The following is an 18,387-nucleotide window of genomic DNA, read 5'->3' on the forward strand; positions in this document are numbered from 1 at the left end:
GACGCCGGCGGCTCAGTAGGAGCGGTTACCGGCGTTTGTGGCCTGGACCTGGAAAATAAGTGAGAATGCGGCCCACTGCGGGACGGCAAAATCGCGCCTATCATATCCAAGATTCGTCATCAGCTTAAGGCCCAAGGCTCAAATGAAACGATCTGCTTTCTTTATCTCCGACGGCACCGGCATTACAGCCGAAACCCTGGGTCAAAGCCTGCTGGCGCAGTTCGAAAACATTACCTTCAGCAAATTCACGCGACCCTATATCGATAGCGTGGATAAAGCGCGAGCCATGGTACAACAAATCAATCTGGCGGCCGAAAAAGACGGATTTCGTCCGATCATTTTCGACACCATCGTCAATCAGGACATTCGTGAGATCCTCGCCACCTCCAATGGTTTCATGATCGACATCTTCTCTACCTTCCTGGCGCCGCTGGAACAAGAGTTAAGTGAACATTCGTCATACTCTGTCGGAAAATCTCACTCCATTGGCCATAACTCCAACTATATGGAGCGGATCGAGGCGGTGAACTTCGCCCTCGACAACGACGACGGCGCCCGCACCCACTACTACGACAAGGCTGATTTGATCCTGGTGGGCGTGTCCCGCTGCGGCAAGACGCCGACCTGCCTTTATATGGCCATGCAGTTCGGGATTCGCGCGGCCAACTACCCGCTGACCGAAGACGACATGGAGCACCTGACGCTGCCGAGCGCCCTGCGCGCGCACCAGCACAAGCTGTTCGGGCTGACCATCGACCCGGACCGCCTGACGGCGATTCGCAACGAGCGCAAGCCCAATAGCCGTTACTCCAGCTATGCGCAGTGCGAATTTGAAGTGCGGGAGGTGGAAAATCTGTTCCGCCGGGAAAATATTGCGCACATCAATTCCACGCATTTTTCGGTGGAAGAGATTTCGGCGAAGATTCTGGTGGAGAAAGGGGTGGAGCGGCGGTTCAAGTAACTCCGCGCGCTGGCCAAGGTGCTTGTGTGGCGAGGGAGCTTCTGTGGCGAGGGAGCTTGCTCCCGCTCGACTGCGCAGCAGTCGCAAACCAGACGACTGGTATTTAGTGAATGGCTTTGGGGCTGCTTCGCAGCCCAGCGGGAGCAAGCTCCCTCGCCACAGGGGCCATGTTCACAACAAGCTGTTGGTTCACAGATGAAACCGCCCCCCACCCTGCCCCAGCGCCGTCGCCAGCGCATCGAACCCATCCAGCAGCAACTGATCATCCCCCGACGTATTGCAGATGCTCGCCCGAATGAATTGCGGCACCGCCGTCTGCCCCACCGCGAACGCTTCGGCTGTCGCAATCAGGTAATTGTTCTGCTTTAACTCCGCTTCGATTTCCGACGCGCGCCATGGCTCCGGGACTTCGATCCAGAAGTGCGGGCTGTTCAGGTGAGTGCGGTACTCCAGCCCGATCAACAAACCTTCCACCAGTGCCTTGCGGCGGCTGATTTCCTGGATCTGCTGCTGCAACAGGTGTTCCGCCGTGCCGTTTTCGATCCACTGGGTCGCCAGTTCCAGGGTGACCGGCGTGGCCATCCAGCAGGTGGAACGCAAGGCCGCAGAAATCCGGCTGACCAGCGCCGGCGGTGCATGCACGTACCCAACCCGCAAGCCTGCCGATACCGCCTTGCTCAGGCTGCTGATCAGAATCGTACGCTCCGGAGCAAAATGACTCAGGGGCGGCGGACGGTCTTCCACCAGCACACCGTGGGCCTCGTCCTCAAGAATCAGCAGGTTGTGTTCCCGACAGACCTTCACCAATGCCTCACGGCGCGGGACCGACAGCACCGCCGTCGTAGGATTCTGGATGGTCGGCGTGCAGTACAACGCCGACACCCGGTGATTGCGGCAGACTTCATCCAGCGCCCCCGGCAGCAGCCCTTCTTCATCCATTTCCAGGCCGATCAGGCGGATGCCCAGCATGCGCGCGGCGGTGATCAGCCCCGGATAGGTCAACTGTTCGGTCACCACCGTATCGCCGGCTCGCAACAGCGCCATCATTGCGCAGAGCAACCCATGCTGGCCGCCGTTCACGCAAATCACCTGCTCGGGAATCGGGTGGAAATCCCGCTGCACCAGCCACTGCGCACCCGCCGCCCGGTAACGCGGCAGCCCGGCATCCGGGGTGTAGGCACTGATGTCCTGCAAGAACTTGGCGTTGTTCGCCAGCGTCTGGAAGCTCTGGGCCAGGAACGTGGTCTCCTGCCCGGGGATGTGCATGTTGCGGCTCATATCAAAGTATTGCCGCGGCTCGTCGCTGAAGTTGCGAAAGCCTTCATCCCGCTGGCGCTCCATCCCACGCTTGCGTACGAAAGTGCCGTCGCCGACCCGCGCCACTACCAGCCCCAGGCGTTCCAGCTCACCGTAGGCGCGGCTGATGGTGCCAATGGTGACCCCCAGATTGTCGGAAAGCACCCGATGAGGCGGCAGTTTTCTTCCCGGTTCAATCAAGCCTTCAAGGATGCCTCGCTCCATGACATCGGACAGGCGCTTGTACTTCACGCCCTGCCCGTTGGAGAGTCCTTCTCGCATAATTGACACCATGTCAATATTTGTTTTGACAGCCATCATTCGCCCTAATAGTGTGCTTTTACGGGTTCAATCACCGAATCATGGCACTCAATATAGAGGTCAATTCGGTCTCATGGAAGCAATGTCACGATGCCAATGTCCGCCGTTCTCGAAAATGCTGAAAAAACAAAAACTCACAAGCAGTGGTTGGCCGGGCTGATTACCAGTGTGATGTTCCTGATCGTGTGTCTCAGCTGGGGCACTACCTGGCTGGGCATCAAGATCGCCGTGGAAAGCGTGCCACCGCTGACCTCCGCCGGGCTGCGGTTCCTGATCGCGTTTCCGCTGTTCCTGTGTTTCGCCTGGGTGCGCCGCGAGCCGATCCTGTTTCCCCGGGAAAGCCGCTGGTTCTTCGTGTTTGTGACGCTGTCCTACTTCAGCGTTCCGTATTACCTGCTCAACTACGGCGAAATGCATGTCTCGTCCGGCCTCACCGCGCTGCTGTTCAGCTGCATGCCGGTGTTTATCCTGATTTTCTCCGCGCTGTTCCTGCGCGAGCGCATCTACTTTTCCCAGGTGATCGGCATCGCCATCGGGTTCGGCAGCCTGTACATGATCATCAAGAGCCAGGGCCTGCACCTGGACCACGCCGAGTTCTTCGGCGTGCTGGCGATCCTCGCCGCCGCGATCATGCACGCCTTGTGCTACGTGATTACCAAGAAACAAGGCAGTGCCATCAGCGTTATCACCTACAACACGCTGCCCATCGGCATCGCCGGGTTGATGCTGTTTGTCGCCGGGCTGTGGTTTGAAACCCCGACCTTTGAAGACATCACCCTGCGTTCCTGGAGTGCGCTGTTCTACCTCGGGCTGGTGGCCTCGGTGGGCGGCTTTATCGTGTATTTCATGCTGCTCAAGCGCCTGAGCCCGATCATTTTGTCCTTCGTGTTCATCATCTTCCCGGTGTTCGCGGTGATCATCGGGGCCTGGTACGAGGGCGTGCAGATTTCCAGGGACCTGATGATGTATTCGGCGATCCTGCTGGCCGGCTTTGCCATCACCAAGCTGCCCATCGAAAAGCTCCTGGCGAAGAAAAACTGAGATGAAGGTCCTGAGCCCAAGCGCACTGGAGCAGATCTACGCCCACGCCGACCGCAGCTACCCCGAGGAATGCTGCGGTTTCGTTTTCGCCGATGGCAGCGTGTACCTGGGCAGCAACATCCAGAACGAGCTGCACAGCAAGAACCCGGATATGTATTCACGCAGCGCCGCCAACGGCTACACCTTTTCGGTGGCCGACACGCTGATGATGAACAAGGCGTTTCGCAGTGATAACCCGGTGGTGGTGATCTACCACTCCCACCCTGACGTCGGCGCGTATTTCAGCGACGAAGACCAGGACAAGGCCCTTTTCATGGGCGAGCCGATCTACCCCGTAAGCTACCTGGTGGTGGATGTTCGCCAGGGCAAGACCCAAGGTTCCAAGCTGTTTGCCTGGGATGGCAAACACTTCGCCCAAAAACCCTTCAACGACCTGCAAACGGAGTTGTGCATGAACGCTGTCTCTTTCCCCGACATCCTGGTCCGCGTGGCCAAGCTGCCAGCATCGACCCTCGAGGGTGCCGGATCGACATTGCGCGAAGTCATTGAAAACCTCTGCATCGAGCACCCGCAATTGCGGGCGCACCTGCTCTACGAGAACAACCAGCTCAAGGAACACTTCCTGTTCACCGCCGAAGAGGAACTGATCGACGCCAACGACCGGTTGCCCGAAAAAGCCAAAATCGAAGTGCTGCTGGCCACCTCCGGCGGCATGGACGTCGACCAACTGAGCAACGAAGAAGTGCAGCGCTACGTGCGCCACATCACCCTGCCCGGCGTCGGCCGCGAAGGCCAGTTGAACCTGAAGAAAGCCCGCGTGCTGATCATCGGCACCGGCGGCCTCGGTTCGCCCATCAGCCTGTACCTGGCGGCAGCCGGCATCGGCACCCTGGGGCTGGTGGATTTCGACGTGGTGGAAAGCAGCAACCTGCAACGCCAGATCGTCCACGGCAACAGCACCCTGGGCCTGCCCAAGGTCGAGTCCGCCAAGCAGCGCTTGCAGGACCTCAACAGCCACATCCAGATCAACACCTACGACACCGCCTTCAACACCGACAACGCCCTGGAACTGGTGGGCGCCTATGACCTGGTGATCGACGGCACCGACAATTTCGAAACCCGCTACCTGGTCAACGACGCTTGCGTGCAGTTGGGCAAGCCGTTGGTGTACGGCGCCATCTACCGCTTCGACGGGCAGATCAGCGTGCTCAACTATAAAGGCGGGCCGTGCTATCGCTGCCTGTTTCCCCAGGCACCACCGGCGGAACTGGCGCCCAACTGCAGCGCCGGCGGGGTCATCGGCGTATTACCCGGGGTGGTCGGGATGATCCAGGCCACCGAGGCGATCAAGCTGCTGATCGGCATTGGCGAACCACTCTCGGGCCGGCTGATGCGCTTTGATGCGCTGGCGATGAAGTTCAGCGAGATCCGCTTCAAGCGCCGCGCCGACTGCCCTTGCTGCTCGGAACTGCGCCACAGCCAAACCATCGCCCCCGCCGTCTGCGCCGACGCCCTGCCAAGCCAACCTTCCCTGGCCGAAGAACGCTACATCAAGCCGCGGGTGCTCAAGCAACTGCTCGAGCAACACAGCAAGGCCGACGTACTGCTGGATGTGCGGGACGCCAGCGAGCTGGAAGTGTGCAAGTTGCCGGGGGTGGTGCACATCCCGCTGGCCGAGCTCGACGGGCAACTCGCCAACCTCAGCCGCGACAACACGCACTACCTCATCTGCTACGCCGGGACCCGCGCGGAGCAAGCCGCCAGCACCTTGCTGGCCGCCGGATTCGCCAACACCAAAGTACTGCAAGGTGGCATGAAACACTGGGTTCGCGACGTCGAACCCGACATGCCTTTGTACTGATCAGCGGCCATGGGCTCTTACTTGATGTTGCATAACTCGATACTCGACGCCATTGGCCAAACGCCCATCGTGCGCCTGGAACAGTTTTCCGAAGACCTCGGCATCGAGGTCTACGCCAAGCTGGAATCCCTCAACCCCGGCGGAAGCCACAAGGCACGCATCGCCCTGGGCATGATCCTCGACGCCGAGCGCCGGGGCATTCTGATTCGTGGCTCAGGGCAAACCATCATTGAGCCCAGCGGCGGCAACACCGGCATCGGCCTGGTGATGGCCGGTAACGTGCTGGGCTATAAAGTGGTGCTGGTGATCCCCGACAACTACAGCCCCGAGAAGCAGAAACTGCTGCGCCTGTACGGCGCCAGGGTGGTGCTGTCGGACAGCCGCCTGGGCAACAATTCCCACGGCGAAAAGTGCATGGAGCTGCAGCTGGAAAACCCCAGCTACGTGATGCTCAACCAGCAGCGCAACGGCGCCAACCCGCAGACCCACCGTGACACCACCGCCCGGGAAATCATCCGCGCCTTCGGCGAGCTGCGTGTGGACTACTTCGTCAGCGGCATCGGCACCGGGGGCCATATCACCGGCATCGGCGAAACCCTCAAGAGCACCTGGCCGGCGATCCGCGTGATGGGGGTGGAGCCGGAAGAGTGCGACCTGCTCAGCGACCGCCATGCGCCGCACCATATCCAGGGCCTGTCGATCGGCTTGATCCCGAGCATTCTCAACGTCGCGATCATTGACGGGATGCTCAAGGTTTCGCGCCAGGAATGCCTCGACATGATCAAACGCATCATGCACACCGACGCCATCAGCCTCGGGCTGTCGTCGGCCGCCAACATGGTAGCCATCGCCAAGCTGGCGCCGGAGCTGCCCACCGACACCGTCGTGCTGACCATGGTCTACGACAGTGCCGACAGCTATCTGCCCTGTTTTGAATAACAACTATTGCGGGGGTGCCTCCATGGGGGGCTTTATCGACATGCAACAACTGCACGATGAGTTGCTCACCCACCTCATCACCACGCTCACGCCTGCGCAGTTGAAGCAGCTGGAGGCGCATCTCGCGCCGCTGATCCAGGCGGCGGCCCAGGCGGTGGCCGAAGACCTGATCGCCTATGCCTGGCGCGACCCGGCGTCCCGTGGGCGCGGAGAGCTGATCCTGGAGTCCTACGCCTCGTTCAAGGCCGTGCTGTATTACCGCCTGGCCCACCTGGTGTGGAATTTCCCGGACAAGAACAACGGCGTGTTTTCCGCCATCGCCCTGAAGCTGAGCAACCAGGGCAAGATCCTGTCCGGCGCCGAAATTCACCCCGCGGCGCGGATCGGCCGGCGCTTTGTGCTGGACCACGGTTACGGCACGGTCATCGGTGAAACCTGCGAGATCGGCAACGACTGCTACATCCTCTGCGGCGTGACCCTCGGCGCCCGGGGCATCGCCAACAACCCGGACGGCAAGCGCCACCCGCGGCTGGGCAACAACGTGGAAGTCGGCTCCGGCGCACGGGTGCTCGGTTACGTGCTGATCGGCGACAACGTGTTCATCAGCCCGTCCTGCGTGATCACCCAGGACGTGCCGGCCGGCACCAAGGTCAAGGTGGTCAACCAGATCCAGTTGCAGAAAAACGATGAGTCGGACCACAGCAATTACCTCGGCGCGTTTGCCCTCGACGAACGCCTGCACGTGGTGGGCGAAGTCAACGCCAGCCACAAGGTGACGGTATTGGACGCTGACTTTCATCCCCTGCCCGGCCTGCTGCTGGAGCCGACAGTCAAGGAACGTCATCACCTGCAATTCCGCCTGCGGCACATCGAAACCAACGCCTACCCGCCGCGCCTGCCGCTGAACCTGAAAGTGACCGGGCCCGAATTTGAAATCACCCTGCTATCTCCTCCTGGCTTGAGCGCGATGGTTCGTCGCCTGCTGCAAGCCAGCCCACTGATCGTCGGAGGTTGAACATGTCCGTGCACACCATGGAAACCCTCGCGCTGTTCGACAGCGCGCCTTACCAGAATGCCTTCAGTGCGCGGGTGATTGCCGTCAGCGAACAGGGAATCGCCCTGGAGCACACGCTGTTCTACCCCACCGGCGGCGGCCAACCGGGGGACACCGGTCATTTCATCCTGCCCGACGGCAGCCGCGTCGACATCACCGGCACCGTGCGTGACCCGGTGCTGCGCTCGATCATCTGGCACCAGGTAGAACACTGCCCCGAGCAACTGGCCGCCGGGATGCAGGTAGACGCCAGCCTGGACTGGGAACGTCGCTACCGGCACATGAAAATGCACACCTGCCTGCACCTCCTGTGCTCGATCATCGACGCTCCGGTGACCGGTTGCAGTATCGGCGCCGACAAGGGCCGCCTGGATTTCGACCTGCCGGAAATGACCCTCGACAAAGAGACCATCACCCGTGACCTCAATGCCTTGATCGAACAGGCTCATGGGGTGAAAACCCTGTCCATGCCCGCCTCGGAGTATTCAACCCTGCTGCAGATCACTCGCACCCAGGCGGTGGCGCCACCGGTCATCCAGGGGGCAGTACGGGTTATTGAAATCGCCGGGATCGATATCCAGCCCTGCGGCGGCACCCATGTGACCAATACCGAGGAAATCGGCCGGGTGTTCTGCGAAAAAATCGAGAAGAAGAGCAAACACAATCGCAGGGTGATCCTGCGGTTTGAATAACCGCCGAGCGACGACCGGGGCGCCGACGCCCTAGTCGCCGTTCGTACAGGAAACTGACAGCAAATTTATGCGCTTGTAACATTCAGAAACGTACAATCCCGCCAGCAACGCCTCGTTGCCCCTGACTCGCGAAAACAGCGCATGCCCTTCTCGGTGGGTCATTCGTGCAGCAGCTAAGCTCACTCCCATCACGCCCCTGAACCTGAACGCTGCAGGAATGACTGCCTATGAAAAGAGTGTTCCGTCACTACATCCCTGCATCCACATTGCGCTTGCTACCCAACCGCTGGGATTTGGTCGCCCTGCCCCTGGTGATCGGCTTTTTACTGTTTTTCTCCATCACTGCACGGGAAACCTGGGCGCCTATCGCCACCCTGCAGAGTGAAGTGATCTCGCTGGACCCGGCCAACCTGCCGGAATACGCGATGCGCACCACGATGCGCATGCTGGCGGCGATGGTTGCAGCGCTGGTGTTCACCCTGTTGTACGGCACCCTGGCCGCCAAAAGTCGGCGCGCCGAGAAACTGCTGGTGCCCGTGCTCGACATCCTGCAATCAGTACCAGTGCTGGGTTACATCTCGTTCACAGTGACGTTCTTCCTGCTGCTGTTCCCCGGGCGTGTGCTCGGCGCGGAGTTCGCGGCCATCTTTGCGATTTTCACCAGCCAGGCCTGGAACATGACGTTCAGCTTCTACCAGTCGCTGCGCATGCTGCCCCATGACCTGGTGGAAGTGTCGACCAACCTGCGACTTTCCGGTTGGCAGCGGTTCTGGAAGCTCGACGTGCCCTTCGCCATGCCCGGGCTGGTGTGGAACATGATGATGAGCATGTCCGGCGGCTGGTTTTTCGTGGTCGCCTCCGAGGCCATTACCGTCGGCGACAAGACCATCACCTTGCCGGGCGTGGGCTCATACCTGGCCCTGGCGATTGCCCAGAAAGACCTGCACGCCGTGGGCTACGTGATCCTGGCGATGATTGTGGTCATCCTGATGTACGACCAGTTCCTGTTCCGCCCACTGGTGGCCTGGGCCGACAAGTTCCGCATGGAAACCACCGCCTCCCAGGGTGCCGCGCCGCAATCCTGGCTGCTGAACCTGATCCAGCGCACGCGCATCGTCCAGCGCATCCTGCGGCCTGTCACCCGCGCCATCAGCCGCATTGGCAACAAGCGCTTCAGCCTGGCGGGCGGTGCACTCAAGGCGCTGCCGGCAGAAACCCCGAAAGCGTCAAAAGTGATCGACTGGGTATGGGGCGCACTCATCGCGCTGCTGGCCGCTTATGCGCTGTACCACATCGTGCAGTACGTCGGCACCGAAGTGACCCTGGCCGAAGTCGGCCACGTATTTGTGCTGGGCTTCATCACGCTGCTGCGTGTGGCTGGCCTGATCCTGATCGCCTCGCTGATCTGGGTGCCGCTGGGCGTGATGATCGGCTTGCGCCCGGCCCTGGCGGAAAAGATCCAGCCGCTGGCGCAGTTCCTCGCGGCCTTCCCGGCGAACCTGCTGTTCCCGGTGTTCGTCATCGTGATCCTGCACTACAACCTCAACCCGGATATCTGGCTGAGCCCGCTGATTGTGCTGGGCACCCAGTGGTACATCCTGTTCAACGTGATCGCCGGAGCCAGCGCGTTCCCGAATGACTTCAAGGAAGCCGCCGCCAACTTCCGCATTCGCGGCTGGTTGTGGTGGCGCAAGGTGATGCTGCCGGGGATTTTCCCGTACTACGTCACCGGCGCGATTACCGCCTCGGGGGGTGCCTGGAACGCCAGTATCGTGTCCGAGTACGTGTCCTGGGGCCACGACAACGTGGTCGCCCACGGGCTGGGCGCCTACATCGCCCAGACCACCGCGGCCGGCGACTTCCCGAAGATCGCCCTGGGCGTGGTGGTGATGTCGATCTTCGTGGTGGCGTTCAACCGCGCTGTGTGGCGGCCGATGTACGCCATGGCTGAAAACAAACTTCGTCTGAATTGATGGGACTCGCTGTGATGACTACCTATACCGAGCATGCCGCCGACACTCCGGAAATCTACTCGTTGAAAAACGTGAACCGGGTGTTCGGCAAAGGTAAAGACGAGCTGCAAGTCCTCAGCGGCGTGAACTTGAGCCTGCACGAAGGCGAGATTGTCGGCATGCTCGGCCGGTCCGGCTCGGGCAAGTCGACCTTGCTGCGCATCATCGCCGGGCTGATTCAGCCGTCGTCGGGCGAAGTGCGCTACAACGGCGCGCCGCTCAAGGGCCCGGCCGAAGGCGTGGCCATGGTGTTCCAGACCTTCGCGCTGTTCCCGTGGCTGACCGTGCTGGAAAACGTCGAGGCCGGCCTGCAAGCCTTGCAGGTCGAGCGCAAGGAAACCCGCAGGCGCGCCCTGGCGGCCATCGACCTGATCGGCCTGGACGGTTTTGAAAACGCCTACCCGCGCGAACTGTCCGGTGGCATGCGCCAACGTGTGGGTTTCGCCCGCGGACTGGTGGTCAACCCGACCCTGTTGCTGATGGACGAACCGTTCTCGGCGCTGGATGTACTCACCGCCGAAACCCTGCGCACCGACCTGCTGGATCTGTGGAGCGGCAAGCAACTGCCGATCAAGTCGATCCTGATCGTGACCCACAACATCGAAGAAGCCGTGCTGATGTGCGACCGCATCCTGGTGCTGTCGTCCAACCCTGGCCGGGTGGTGGCCGAGATCAAGGTGCCGTTTGCACACCCGCGCAACCGCCTGGACCCGACCTTCCGGCAAATGGTCGACGACATCTACGCCCTGATGACCGACCGCCGCAGCGCCGACGCGAGCAGAGGTTTGCCTGAGCTGAAAATGGGCAGCCTGTTGCCGGAAGTCTCCACCAACCTGATGGCTGGCCTGATCGAAACCCTGGCCGCCGAGCCCTACAATGGCCACGCCGGCCTGCCGACCGTGGCTGAACGGCGTTTGCTGGAAGTCGACGATCTGTTCCCGGTGGCGGAGATGCTTGAGCATTTGGGCTTCGCCGAACTCAAGGGTGCCGATATCACCCTGACCGATGCCGGCAAACTGTTCGCCGACTACGGCACCCAGGAGCGTAAAACGCTGTTCGCCGAACACTTGATCCGCCACGTGCCATTGGCCGCGCGCATTCACCAGGTGTTGCTTGAGCGCAGCGGCCACCGGGCGCCACGGGTGCGCTTCGAGCAGGAACTGGAAGATTCGATGACGGAAGCCTTTGTGGAGAAAACCCTGGAAAGCGTGGTGGCCTGGGGGCGGTATGCGGAGATTTTCTCCTATGACGACCATACCGAGACGTTCAGCCTGGATGATGTGGAAGGCAGCATGTAGGTTTAATGTGGGAGCGGGCTTGCTCGCGAATGCGGAGTGTCAGCCAATGCATATATGGCTGATCCACCGCATTCGCGAGCAAGCCCGCTCCCACATTTGACCAGTGGTGTTCTTCAGATGACGAACAGGTCCACAAACCGGTTTACCGCAGTGGCCTCAAGCCGTGCCTGATCCTTGCACAGCGCAAAAATCTCGGCACTGCGCTGCGCGGTAAACCGGGTCGCCAGATTGGCCTTGAACTTGTCTTCCAGCAACGGAATGCCATCCACCCGACGGCGACGGTGGCCAATCGGGTATTCCACGGCCACTTGTTCGGTGCTGGAACCATCCTTGAAGAACACCTGCACCGCATTGGCGATGGAGCGCTTGTCGGCCTCCAGGTATTCGCGGCTGTAGCGCGGCTCCTCGACAATCACCATCTTTTCGCGCAGCTCATCGATGATCGGATGGGCCGCGTGGAATTCATCTTCGTATTGCTCGGCCACCAGGTTGCCAAACGCCAGCGGTACGGCGGTCATGTACTGGAGGCAATGATCGCGGTCCGCCGCGTTGGCCAACTGCCCGACCTTGGAGATGATCCGGATCGCCGATTCGTGGGTGGTGATCACAATCTTGTCGATCTCATGCAGGCGGTGCTTCACCTGTGGGTGCAGGGTGACTGCTGCCTCGCAGGCGGTTTGTGCGTGGAACTCGGCGGGGAAGCTGATCTTGAACAGCACGTTCTCCATCACATACGTGCCGTAGGGCTGCGACAGGCTGAAGGCGCGCTTGTCTTCGGGCTTGAGCGCCAGGTCCTTGTTGGTGTGGCTGAACAGCACGTCATAGAAGCCCCACTGCGGCGCGCTCAACACACCGGGAATGCCCATCTCGCCGCGCATGGCGATATCCGCCAGGCGCACCCCGCGACTCGACGCATCCCCCGCCGCCCACGACTTGCGCGAGCCGGCGTTCGGCGCATGACGATAAGTACGCAATGCCTGGCCATCGACAAACGCCTGGGACAGGGCCGACAGCAGTTGCTCACGGTTGGCGCCCATCAGCTTGGCGGTGACGGCGGTGGAGGCGACTTTCACCAGCAGCACGTGGTCAAGGCCGACACGGTTGAAGGAGTTTTCCAGGGCAATCACACCCTGGATTTCGTGGGCCATGATCATCGCCTCAAGCACTGCCCGCACGGTCAGCGGTGCTTCGCCGTTGGCCAGGCGTTTTTGCGAGAGATGGTCGGCGACCGCGAGGATGCCACCGAGGTTATCGGAAGGGTGACCCCATTCGGCGGCAAGCCAGGTGTCGTTGTAGTCGAGCCAGCGCACGATGCAGCCGATGTCCCATGCGGCCTTGACCGGGTCCAGGCGGAACGAGGTGCCCGGCACCCGTGCGCCGAACGGCACCACCGTGCCTTCCACGATCGGCCCCAGGTGCTTGGTGCACTCCGGGAAACGCAGGGCCAGCAGGCCGCAACCGAGGGTGTCCATCAGGCAGTTGCGGGCGGTGTCCAAGGCATCGCGGGATTCGATCCTGAAGTTAAGGACGTAGTCGGCGATGTCCTGCAGGACCTGGTCGTAGTCGGGGCGGTTGTTCTGGTCGACGTTGGCGCTCATGGCAGTACTCCAAAGTGGGTTAGGTGTGGTCCATCCTCAGGGTCAGGGTTGAAGTTTTATAAAAGGCAGGTCTTGGTGCCTGCCTGTGATCGTTCCCACGCTCTGCGTGGGAATGCCGCCTTGGACGCTCCGCGTCCCGTACGGCGCAAGGTTAGAAAGCATCGCCGGGTACGCGCACGAACCCTTCCATCAAAACCCGCGCACTGCGGCTCATGATGGCTTTTTTCACGACCCATTCACCGTTGACCTGGCTGGCCTCGGCGCCTACGCGCAACGTCCCGGAGGGATGCCCGAACCGCACTGCATTACGCTCCACGCCGCCCGCCGCCAAATTCACCAGCGTGCCGGAAATCGCCGCCGCCGTGCCAATCGCCACCGCCGCCGTGCCCATCATTGCGTGGTGCAATTTGCCCATGGACAGCGCCCGCACCAGCAGGTCGACATCACCCGCCCTGATCGCCTTGCCGCTGGACGCCACGTAGTCCGCAGGCCGCGCCACAAACGCCACCTTCGGCGTGTGCTGACGCTGGGCCGCTTCGTCCAGGTGTTTGATCAAGCCCATGCGCAGCGCACCATGGGCGCGGATGGTTTCAAACATCGCCAGGGCCTTGGGGTCGCCATTGATCGCGCCCTGCAACTCGGTACCGGTGTAACCCAGGTCCTGGGCGTTGATGAAGATGGTGGGAATCCCGGCGTTGATCAGCGTCGCCTTGAATGTGCCGACACCCGGCACGTCCAGGTCATCCACCAGGTTGCCGGTAGGGAACATCGAGCCACCGCCGCCCTCTTCTTCCGCCGCCGGGTCCATGAATTCCAGCTGCACCTCGGCGGCCGGGAAGGTCACGCCGTCGAGTTCGAAGTCGCCGGTTTCCTGCACCGCACCGTCGGTGATCGGTACGTGAGCGATGATGGTCTTGGCGATATTCGCCTGCCACACCCGCACCACGGCCACGCCGTTGTGCGGAATGCGCGCGGCATCTACCAGGCCGGCGCTGATGGCGAACGAACCCACCGCCGCCGACAGGTTGCCGCAGTTGCCGCTCCAGTCCACGAACGGTTTGTCGATGGACACCTGGCCGAACAGGTAATCCACGTCGTGATCGGCGCGGGTACTTTTGGCCAGGATCACGGTTTTGCTGGTGCTGGAAGTCGCGCCGCCCATGCCGTCGATTTGCTTGTCATACGGGTCGGGGCTGCCGATCACCCGCAACAACAACGCATCCCGCGCCGCGCCCGGCACCTGGGCCGACTCGGGCAAATCCTTGAGGCTGAAAAACACGCCTTTACTGGTGCCGCCACGCATGTAGGTGGCGGGAATCTTGATCTGCGGTACGTGTGCCATGGTGGTCCTCATGGGCCGGGGCGTTGGCCCCGGCCGCAGTTGTCAGGCAGTTACAGCCGATTCCAGGAAGTCCTGGGCAAAACGTTGCAACACGCCGCCCGCCTCGTAGATCGACACTTCTTCAGCCGTGTCCAGGCGGCAGGTCACCGGCACCTCGACACGCTCGCCGTTCTTGCGGTTGATCAGCAACGTCAGTTGCGCACGCGGGGTGCGTTCGCCGATCACGTCGTAGGTTTCAGTGCCGTCGATCTTCAGGGTCTTGCGGTCGGTGCCCGGCAGGAACTCCAGCGGCAGCACGCCCATGCCCACCAGGTTGGTGCGGTGGATGCGCTCGAAACCTTCGGCGGCAATCGCTTCAACACCGGCCAGGCGTACGCCCTTGGCCGCCCAGTCACGGGACGAACCCTGGCCGTAGTCGGCGCCGGCAATGATGATCAGCGGCTGCTTGCGCTCCATGTAGGTTTCGATGGCTTCCCACATGCGCGTGACCTTGCCTTCCGGCTCCAGGCGCGCCAGCGAACCCTGCTTGACCTTACCGTCTTCAACCACCATTTCATTGAACAGTTTCGGGTTGGCGAAGGTGGCGCGCTGCGCGGTCAAGTGGTCGCCACGATGGGTCGCGTAAGAGTTGAAGTCGACTTCCGGCAGGCCCATTTTCGCCAGGTATTCGCCGGCGGCGCTGCCCGGCATGATCGCGTTGGACGGCGACAGGTGATCGGTAGTGATGTTGTCCGGCAGCACCGCCAGCGGGCGCATGCCCTTGAGCGGACGTGCACCGGCCAGGGCACCTTCCCAGTACGGGGGGCGACGGATGTAGGTGCTCTGCGGGCGCCAGTCGTACAGCGGCGTGACCTTCGGGCCGGTGTCTTCGTGGATCGCGAACATCGGGATGTACACCTGGCGAAACTGCTCCGGCTTGACCGACGCCTTGACCACCGCGTCGATTTCTTCGTCGCTTGGCCAGATGTCCTTGAGGCGGATTTCCTTGCCGTTGGCGTCCAGGCCCAGCACGTCTTTTTCGATGTCGAAACGGATGGTGCCGGCAATCGCATAGGCCACCACCAGCGGCGGCGACGCGAGGAACGCTTGCTTGGCGTACGGGTGGATACGGCCGTCGAAGTTGCGGTTACCCGAAAGCACGGCGGTGGCGTACAGGTCGCGGTCGATGATCTCTTGCTGGATCACCGGGTCGAGTGCGCCGGACATGCCGTTGCAGGTGGTGCAGGCGAACGCCACCACGCCAAAACCGAGCTGCTCCAGTTCGGTGGTCAGCCCGGCTTCGTCGAGGTACATCGCGACGGTTTTCGAACCCGGTGCCAGGGACGACTTGACCCACGGCTTGCGGGCCAGGCCGAGCTTGTTGGCATTGCGTGCCAGCAGGCCGGCGGCAATCACGTTGCGCGGGTTGCTGGTGTTGGTGCAACTGGTGATGGCGGCGATGATCACCGCGCCGTCGGGCATTTGCCCCGGCACGTCATCCCACTGGCCAGAGATGCCCTTGGCCGCCAGGTCGCTGGTGGCGACGCGGGCGTGGGGGTTGCTCGGGCCGGCCATGTTGCGCACCACCGAGGACAAATCGAAGCTCAGGCCACGCTCGTATTGCGCGCCCTTGAGGTCGTCCGCCCACAGGCCGGTGTGGCGAGCGTACTGCTCCACCAGGGTGACTTGCTCGTCTTCACGGCCGGTGAGCTTCAGGTAGGCGATGGTCTGTTGGTCGATGTAAAACATCGCGGCGGTGGCGCCGTATTCCGGGGCCATGTTGGAAATGGTGGCACGGTCGCCCAGGGTCAGCGCCGAAGCACCTTCACCGAAGAACTCCAGCCACGCACCGACGACCTTCTGCTTGCGCAGGAACTCGGTCAGCGCCAGCACCATGTCGGTGGCGGTGATGCCCGGTTGCAGCTTGCCCGTCAGCTCCACGCCAACACTTTCCGGCAGGCGCATCCACGAGGCGCGGCCGAGCATCACGCTCTCTGCTTCAAGGCCGCCAACGCCGATGGCGATCACGCCCAAGGCATCAACGTGAGGCGTGTGGCTGTCGGTGCCGACGCAGGTATCCGGGAAGGCCACGCCGTCACGTACCTGGATCACCGGAGACATTTTCTCCAGGTTGATCTGGTGCATGATGCCGTTGCCCGGCGGGATCACGTCGACGTTCTTGAAGGCCTTTTTGGTCCATTCGATAAAGTGGAAACGGTCTTCGTTGCGACGGTCTTCGATGGCGCGGTTTTTCTCGAACGCCTGCGGGTCAAAACCACCGGCTTCGACGGCCAGGGAGTGGTCGACGATCAGTTGGGTCGGCACCACCGGGTTGACCTGGGCCGGGTCACCGCCTTGCAGGGCGATGGCGTCGCGCAGGCCGGCAAGGTCCACCAGAGCGGTCTGGCCCAGGATGTCGTGGCACACCACTCGGGCCGGGAACCACGGGAAGTCGAGGTCGCGTTTGCGCTCGATCAGTTGGCTCAGGGACGCGTTGAGGGTCGCCTGGTCACAGCGACGCACCAGGTTTTCCGCGAGCACGCGGGAGGTGTACGGCAGTGTGGCGTAGGCGCCGGGGGTGATTGCATCGACTGCCGCGCGGGCGTCAAAGAAATCGAGGCGGCTGCCGGGGAGCGGTTTGCGGTGTTCAGTGTTCATCGTCAGGACTCGGTCACGGTAGTTGCAAAAGGAAGAACCGTTGCTGATCCAAGGTGGAATGCGATCAAAATGTGGGAGCGGGCTTGCTCGCGAAAGCGGTGTGTCATGCAACACACATGGCGACTGTCACACCGCCTTCGCGAGCAAGCCCGCTCCCACATTTTTGATCCGGTTTCACCTCAAGATCAGCGGTTTCTCCACTCAGCGACGTTCGATTGGCACGAACTTGCGCTGCTCAACGCCGATGTACTCGGCGCTCGGACGGATGATGCGGTTGTTGGCTCGCTGCTCGAACACGTGAGCTGCCCATCCTGTCAGCCGCGAGCAGACGAAAATCGGGGTGAACAGCTTCGTCGGGATGCCCATGAAGTGGTACGCCGAGGCATGGTAGAAGTCGGCGTTGGGGAACAGTTTCTTCTGCTCCCACATGGTCTTGTCGATGGCTTCGGAAACCGGGAACAACACGGTGTCGCCCACTTCGTCCGCGAGTTTTTTCGACCAACCCTTGATCACCTCGTTACGCGGGTCGCTGTCTTTATAGATCGCGTGGCCAAAGCCCATGATCTTGTCCTTGCGCGCCAGCATGCCGAGGGTGCCTTCCACCGCTTCCTGGGCGGAAGAGAAACGCTCGATCATCTCCATCGCCGCTTCATTGGCGCCGCCGTGCAGCGGGCCGCGCAGGGAGCCGATCGCGGCGGTGACGCAGGAATACAGGTCCGACAGGGTCGACGCACACACGCGGGCGGTGAAGGTCGAGGCGTTGAATTCGTGCTCGGCGTAGAGAATCAGCGACACGTTCATCACCTTGACGTGCAAGTCGCTGGGCTTCTTGTCGTGCAGCAGGTGCAGGAAGTGCCCGCCGATGCTCGGCTCGTCGGTCACGCAGTTGATGCGCTGGCCGTCGTGGCTGAAGCGGTACCAGTAGCACATGATCGCCGGGAACGCGGCCAGCAGGCGGTCGGTCACGTCGCGCTGCACGCTGAAGTCTTTCTCCGGCTCGATATTGCCCAGGAACGAGCAACCGGTGCGCATCACGTCCATCGGATGCGCGTCGGCGGGGATGCGTTCCAGCACTTCTTTCAGCGCCTGGGGCAGGTCGCGCAGTTTGCCGAGCTTGGCGGTGTAGGCGGCCAGTTCGGCTTTGGTCGGCAGTTCGCCGTAGAGCAGCAGGTAGGCGACTTCTTCAAACTGGGCATCGGCGGCGAGTTCGCGCACGTCGTAGCCGCGATAGGTCAAGCCGGCACCGGCCTGGCCCACGGTGGACAGTGCGGTTTGCCCGGCAACCTGGCCACGCAGGCCAGCTCCACTGAGTACTTTTGCTTCGGCCATGGTTAT

The 18,387-nt window shown here is 61.9% G+C and carries 13 protein-coding genes; 8 read left to right on the forward strand and 5 right to left on the reverse strand.

From position 1 onward, the window contains the following. Window positions 1-142 precede the first annotated feature (142 nt). Window positions 143-961, forward strand: coding sequence for a pyruvate, water dikinase regulatory protein (locus HX815_RS06070; RefSeq protein ID WP_003215001.1), 819 nt, complete (start codon window positions 143-145; stop codon window positions 959-961). A gap of 189 nt (window positions 962-1,150) precedes the next feature. Here the strand turns inward: HX815_RS06070 and HX815_RS06075 are convergent, their stop codons facing one another. Beyond that, the gene (locus tag HX815_RS06075; RefSeq protein ID WP_177027949.1) at window positions 1,151-2,575 is read right to left on the reverse strand and encodes a PLP-dependent aminotransferase family protein; all 1,425 of its coding nucleotides are present in this window, start codon (window positions 2,573-2,575) and stop codon (window positions 1,151-1,153) included. A gap of 150 nt (window positions 2,576-2,725) precedes the next feature. On the opposite strand from HX815_RS06075, the gene HX815_RS06080 reads away from it, so the two are divergent. The 7 genes from HX815_RS06080 to HX815_RS06110 all read left to right on the forward strand — a co-directional run bounded on the left by HX815_RS06080 (window position 2,726) and on the right by HX815_RS06110 (window position 11,475). Next, window positions 2,726-3,619, forward strand: a complete 894-nt coding sequence (locus HX815_RS06080; RefSeq protein WP_166742189.1) for a DMT family transporter — start codon at window positions 2,726-2,728, stop codon at window positions 3,617-3,619. A gap of 1 nt (window position 3,620) precedes the next feature. Then, a complete protein-coding gene (gene moeB, locus HX815_RS06085) occupies window positions 3,621-5,480 on the forward strand; it encodes a molybdopterin-synthase adenylyltransferase MoeB (RefSeq protein WP_134325939.1) in 1,860 nt (619 codons plus the stop codon). A 24-nt stretch (window positions 5,481-5,504) separates the two neighbouring features. Further along, the gene (locus tag HX815_RS06090) at window positions 5,505-6,419 is read left to right on the forward strand and encodes a PLP-dependent cysteine synthase family protein (RefSeq protein WP_177027961.1); all 915 of its coding nucleotides are present in this window, start codon (window positions 5,505-5,507) and stop codon (window positions 6,417-6,419) included. Between the two features lie 22 nt (window positions 6,420-6,441). After that, on the forward strand, window positions 6,442-7,434 hold the full coding sequence (locus HX815_RS06095; RefSeq protein ID WP_003214992.1) for a serine O-acetyltransferase: 993 nt from the start codon (window positions 6,442-6,444) through the stop codon (window positions 7,432-7,434). Between the two features lie 2 nt (window positions 7,435-7,436). Further along, window positions 7,437-8,165: an alanyl-tRNA editing protein gene (locus HX815_RS06100; RefSeq protein WP_177027950.1), complete on the forward strand. Its 729-nt coding sequence runs from the start codon at window positions 7,437-7,439 to the stop codon at window positions 8,163-8,165. Window positions 8,166-8,392: 227 nt separating this feature from the next. Continuing rightward, on the forward strand, window positions 8,393-10,138 hold the full coding sequence (locus tag HX815_RS06105) for an ABC transporter permease subunit (protein WP_134325938.1): 1,746 nt from the start codon (window positions 8,393-8,395) through the stop codon (window positions 10,136-10,138). A 14-nt stretch (window positions 10,139-10,152) separates the two neighbouring features. Beyond that, on the forward strand, window positions 10,153-11,475 hold the full coding sequence (locus HX815_RS06110) for an AAA-associated domain-containing protein (RefSeq protein ID WP_177027951.1): 1,323 nt from the start codon (window positions 10,153-10,155) through the stop codon (window positions 11,473-11,475). 113 nt (window positions 11,476-11,588) lie between these two features. Here the strand turns inward: HX815_RS06110 and prpD are convergent, their stop codons facing one another. The 4 genes from prpD to prpC all read right to left on the reverse strand — a co-directional run bounded on the left by prpD (window position 11,589) and on the right by prpC (window position 18,381). Then, window positions 11,589-13,073: a 2-methylcitrate dehydratase gene (gene prpD, locus HX815_RS06115; RefSeq protein WP_177027952.1), complete on the reverse strand. Its 1,485-nt coding sequence runs from the start codon at window positions 13,071-13,073 to the stop codon at window positions 11,589-11,591. Between the two features lie 151 nt (window positions 13,074-13,224). Next, entirely contained in the window at window positions 13,225-14,415 is a 1,191-nt protein-coding gene (prpF, locus tag HX815_RS06120) for a 2-methylaconitate cis-trans isomerase PrpF (RefSeq protein ID WP_177027953.1), read from the reverse strand. 42 nt (window positions 14,416-14,457) lie between these two features. Then, window positions 14,458-17,052 (reverse strand): Fe/S-dependent 2-methylisocitrate dehydratase AcnD, encoded by a 2,595-nt coding sequence (gene acnD, locus HX815_RS06125; RefSeq protein ID WP_177027954.1) that lies wholly within the window; start codon window positions 17,050-17,052, stop codon window positions 14,458-14,460. Window positions 17,053-17,253: 201 nt separating this feature from the next. Then, complete coding sequence (gene prpC, locus HX815_RS06130; protein ID WP_134325934.1) at window positions 17,254-18,381, reverse strand: 2-methylcitrate synthase; 1,128 nt, start codon at window positions 18,379-18,381, stop codon at window positions 17,254-17,256. Window positions 18,382-18,387: the final 6 nt, after the last annotated feature.

It is taken from the genome of Pseudomonas sp. E6002 (assembly GCF_013385565.1).
In the GTDB taxonomy this organism is placed as follows: Bacteria; Pseudomonadota; Gammaproteobacteria; order Pseudomonadales; family Pseudomonadaceae; genus Aquipseudomonas.

Bases quoted from the DNA above. Each gene is read 5' to 3' on its own strand.
- acnD (WP_177027954.1), bottom strand. From the start codon at position 17,052: ATGAACACTGAACACCGCAAACCGCTCCCCGGCAGCCGCCTCGATTTC.
- prpC (WP_134325934.1), bottom strand. From the start codon at position 18,381: ATGGCCGAAGCAAAAGTACTCAGTGGAGCTGGCCTGCGTGGCCAGGTT.
- HX815_RS06070 (WP_003215001.1), top strand. From the start codon at position 143: ATGAAACGATCTGCTTTCTTTATCTCCGACGGCACCGGCATTACAGCC.
- HX815_RS06110 (WP_177027951.1), top strand. From the start codon at position 10,153: ATGACTACCTATACCGAGCATGCCGCCGACACTCCGGAAATCTACTCG.
- HX815_RS06100 (WP_177027950.1), top strand. From the start codon at position 7,437: ATGTCCGTGCACACCATGGAAACCCTCGCGCTGTTCGACAGCGCGCCT.
- HX815_RS06105 (WP_134325938.1), top strand. From the start codon at position 8,393: ATGAAAAGAGTGTTCCGTCACTACATCCCTGCATCCACATTGCGCTTG.
- HX815_RS06095 (WP_003214992.1), top strand. From the start codon at position 6,442: ATGGGGGGCTTTATCGACATGCAACAACTGCACGATGAGTTGCTCACC.
- HX815_RS06090 (WP_177027961.1), top strand. From the start codon at position 5,505: ATGTTGCATAACTCGATACTCGACGCCATTGGCCAAACGCCCATCGTG.
- prpF (WP_177027953.1), bottom strand. From the start codon at position 14,415: ATGGCACACGTACCGCAGATCAAGATTCCCGCCACCTACATGCGTGGC.
- prpD (WP_177027952.1), bottom strand. From the start codon at position 13,073: ATGAGCGCCAACGTCGACCAGAACAACCGCCCCGACTACGACCAGGTC.
- moeB (WP_134325939.1), top strand. From the start codon at position 3,621: ATGAAGGTCCTGAGCCCAAGCGCACTGGAGCAGATCTACGCCCACGCC.
- HX815_RS06075 (WP_177027949.1), bottom strand. From the start codon at position 2,575: ATGGCTGTCAAAACAAATATTGACATGGTGTCAATTATGCGAGAAGGA.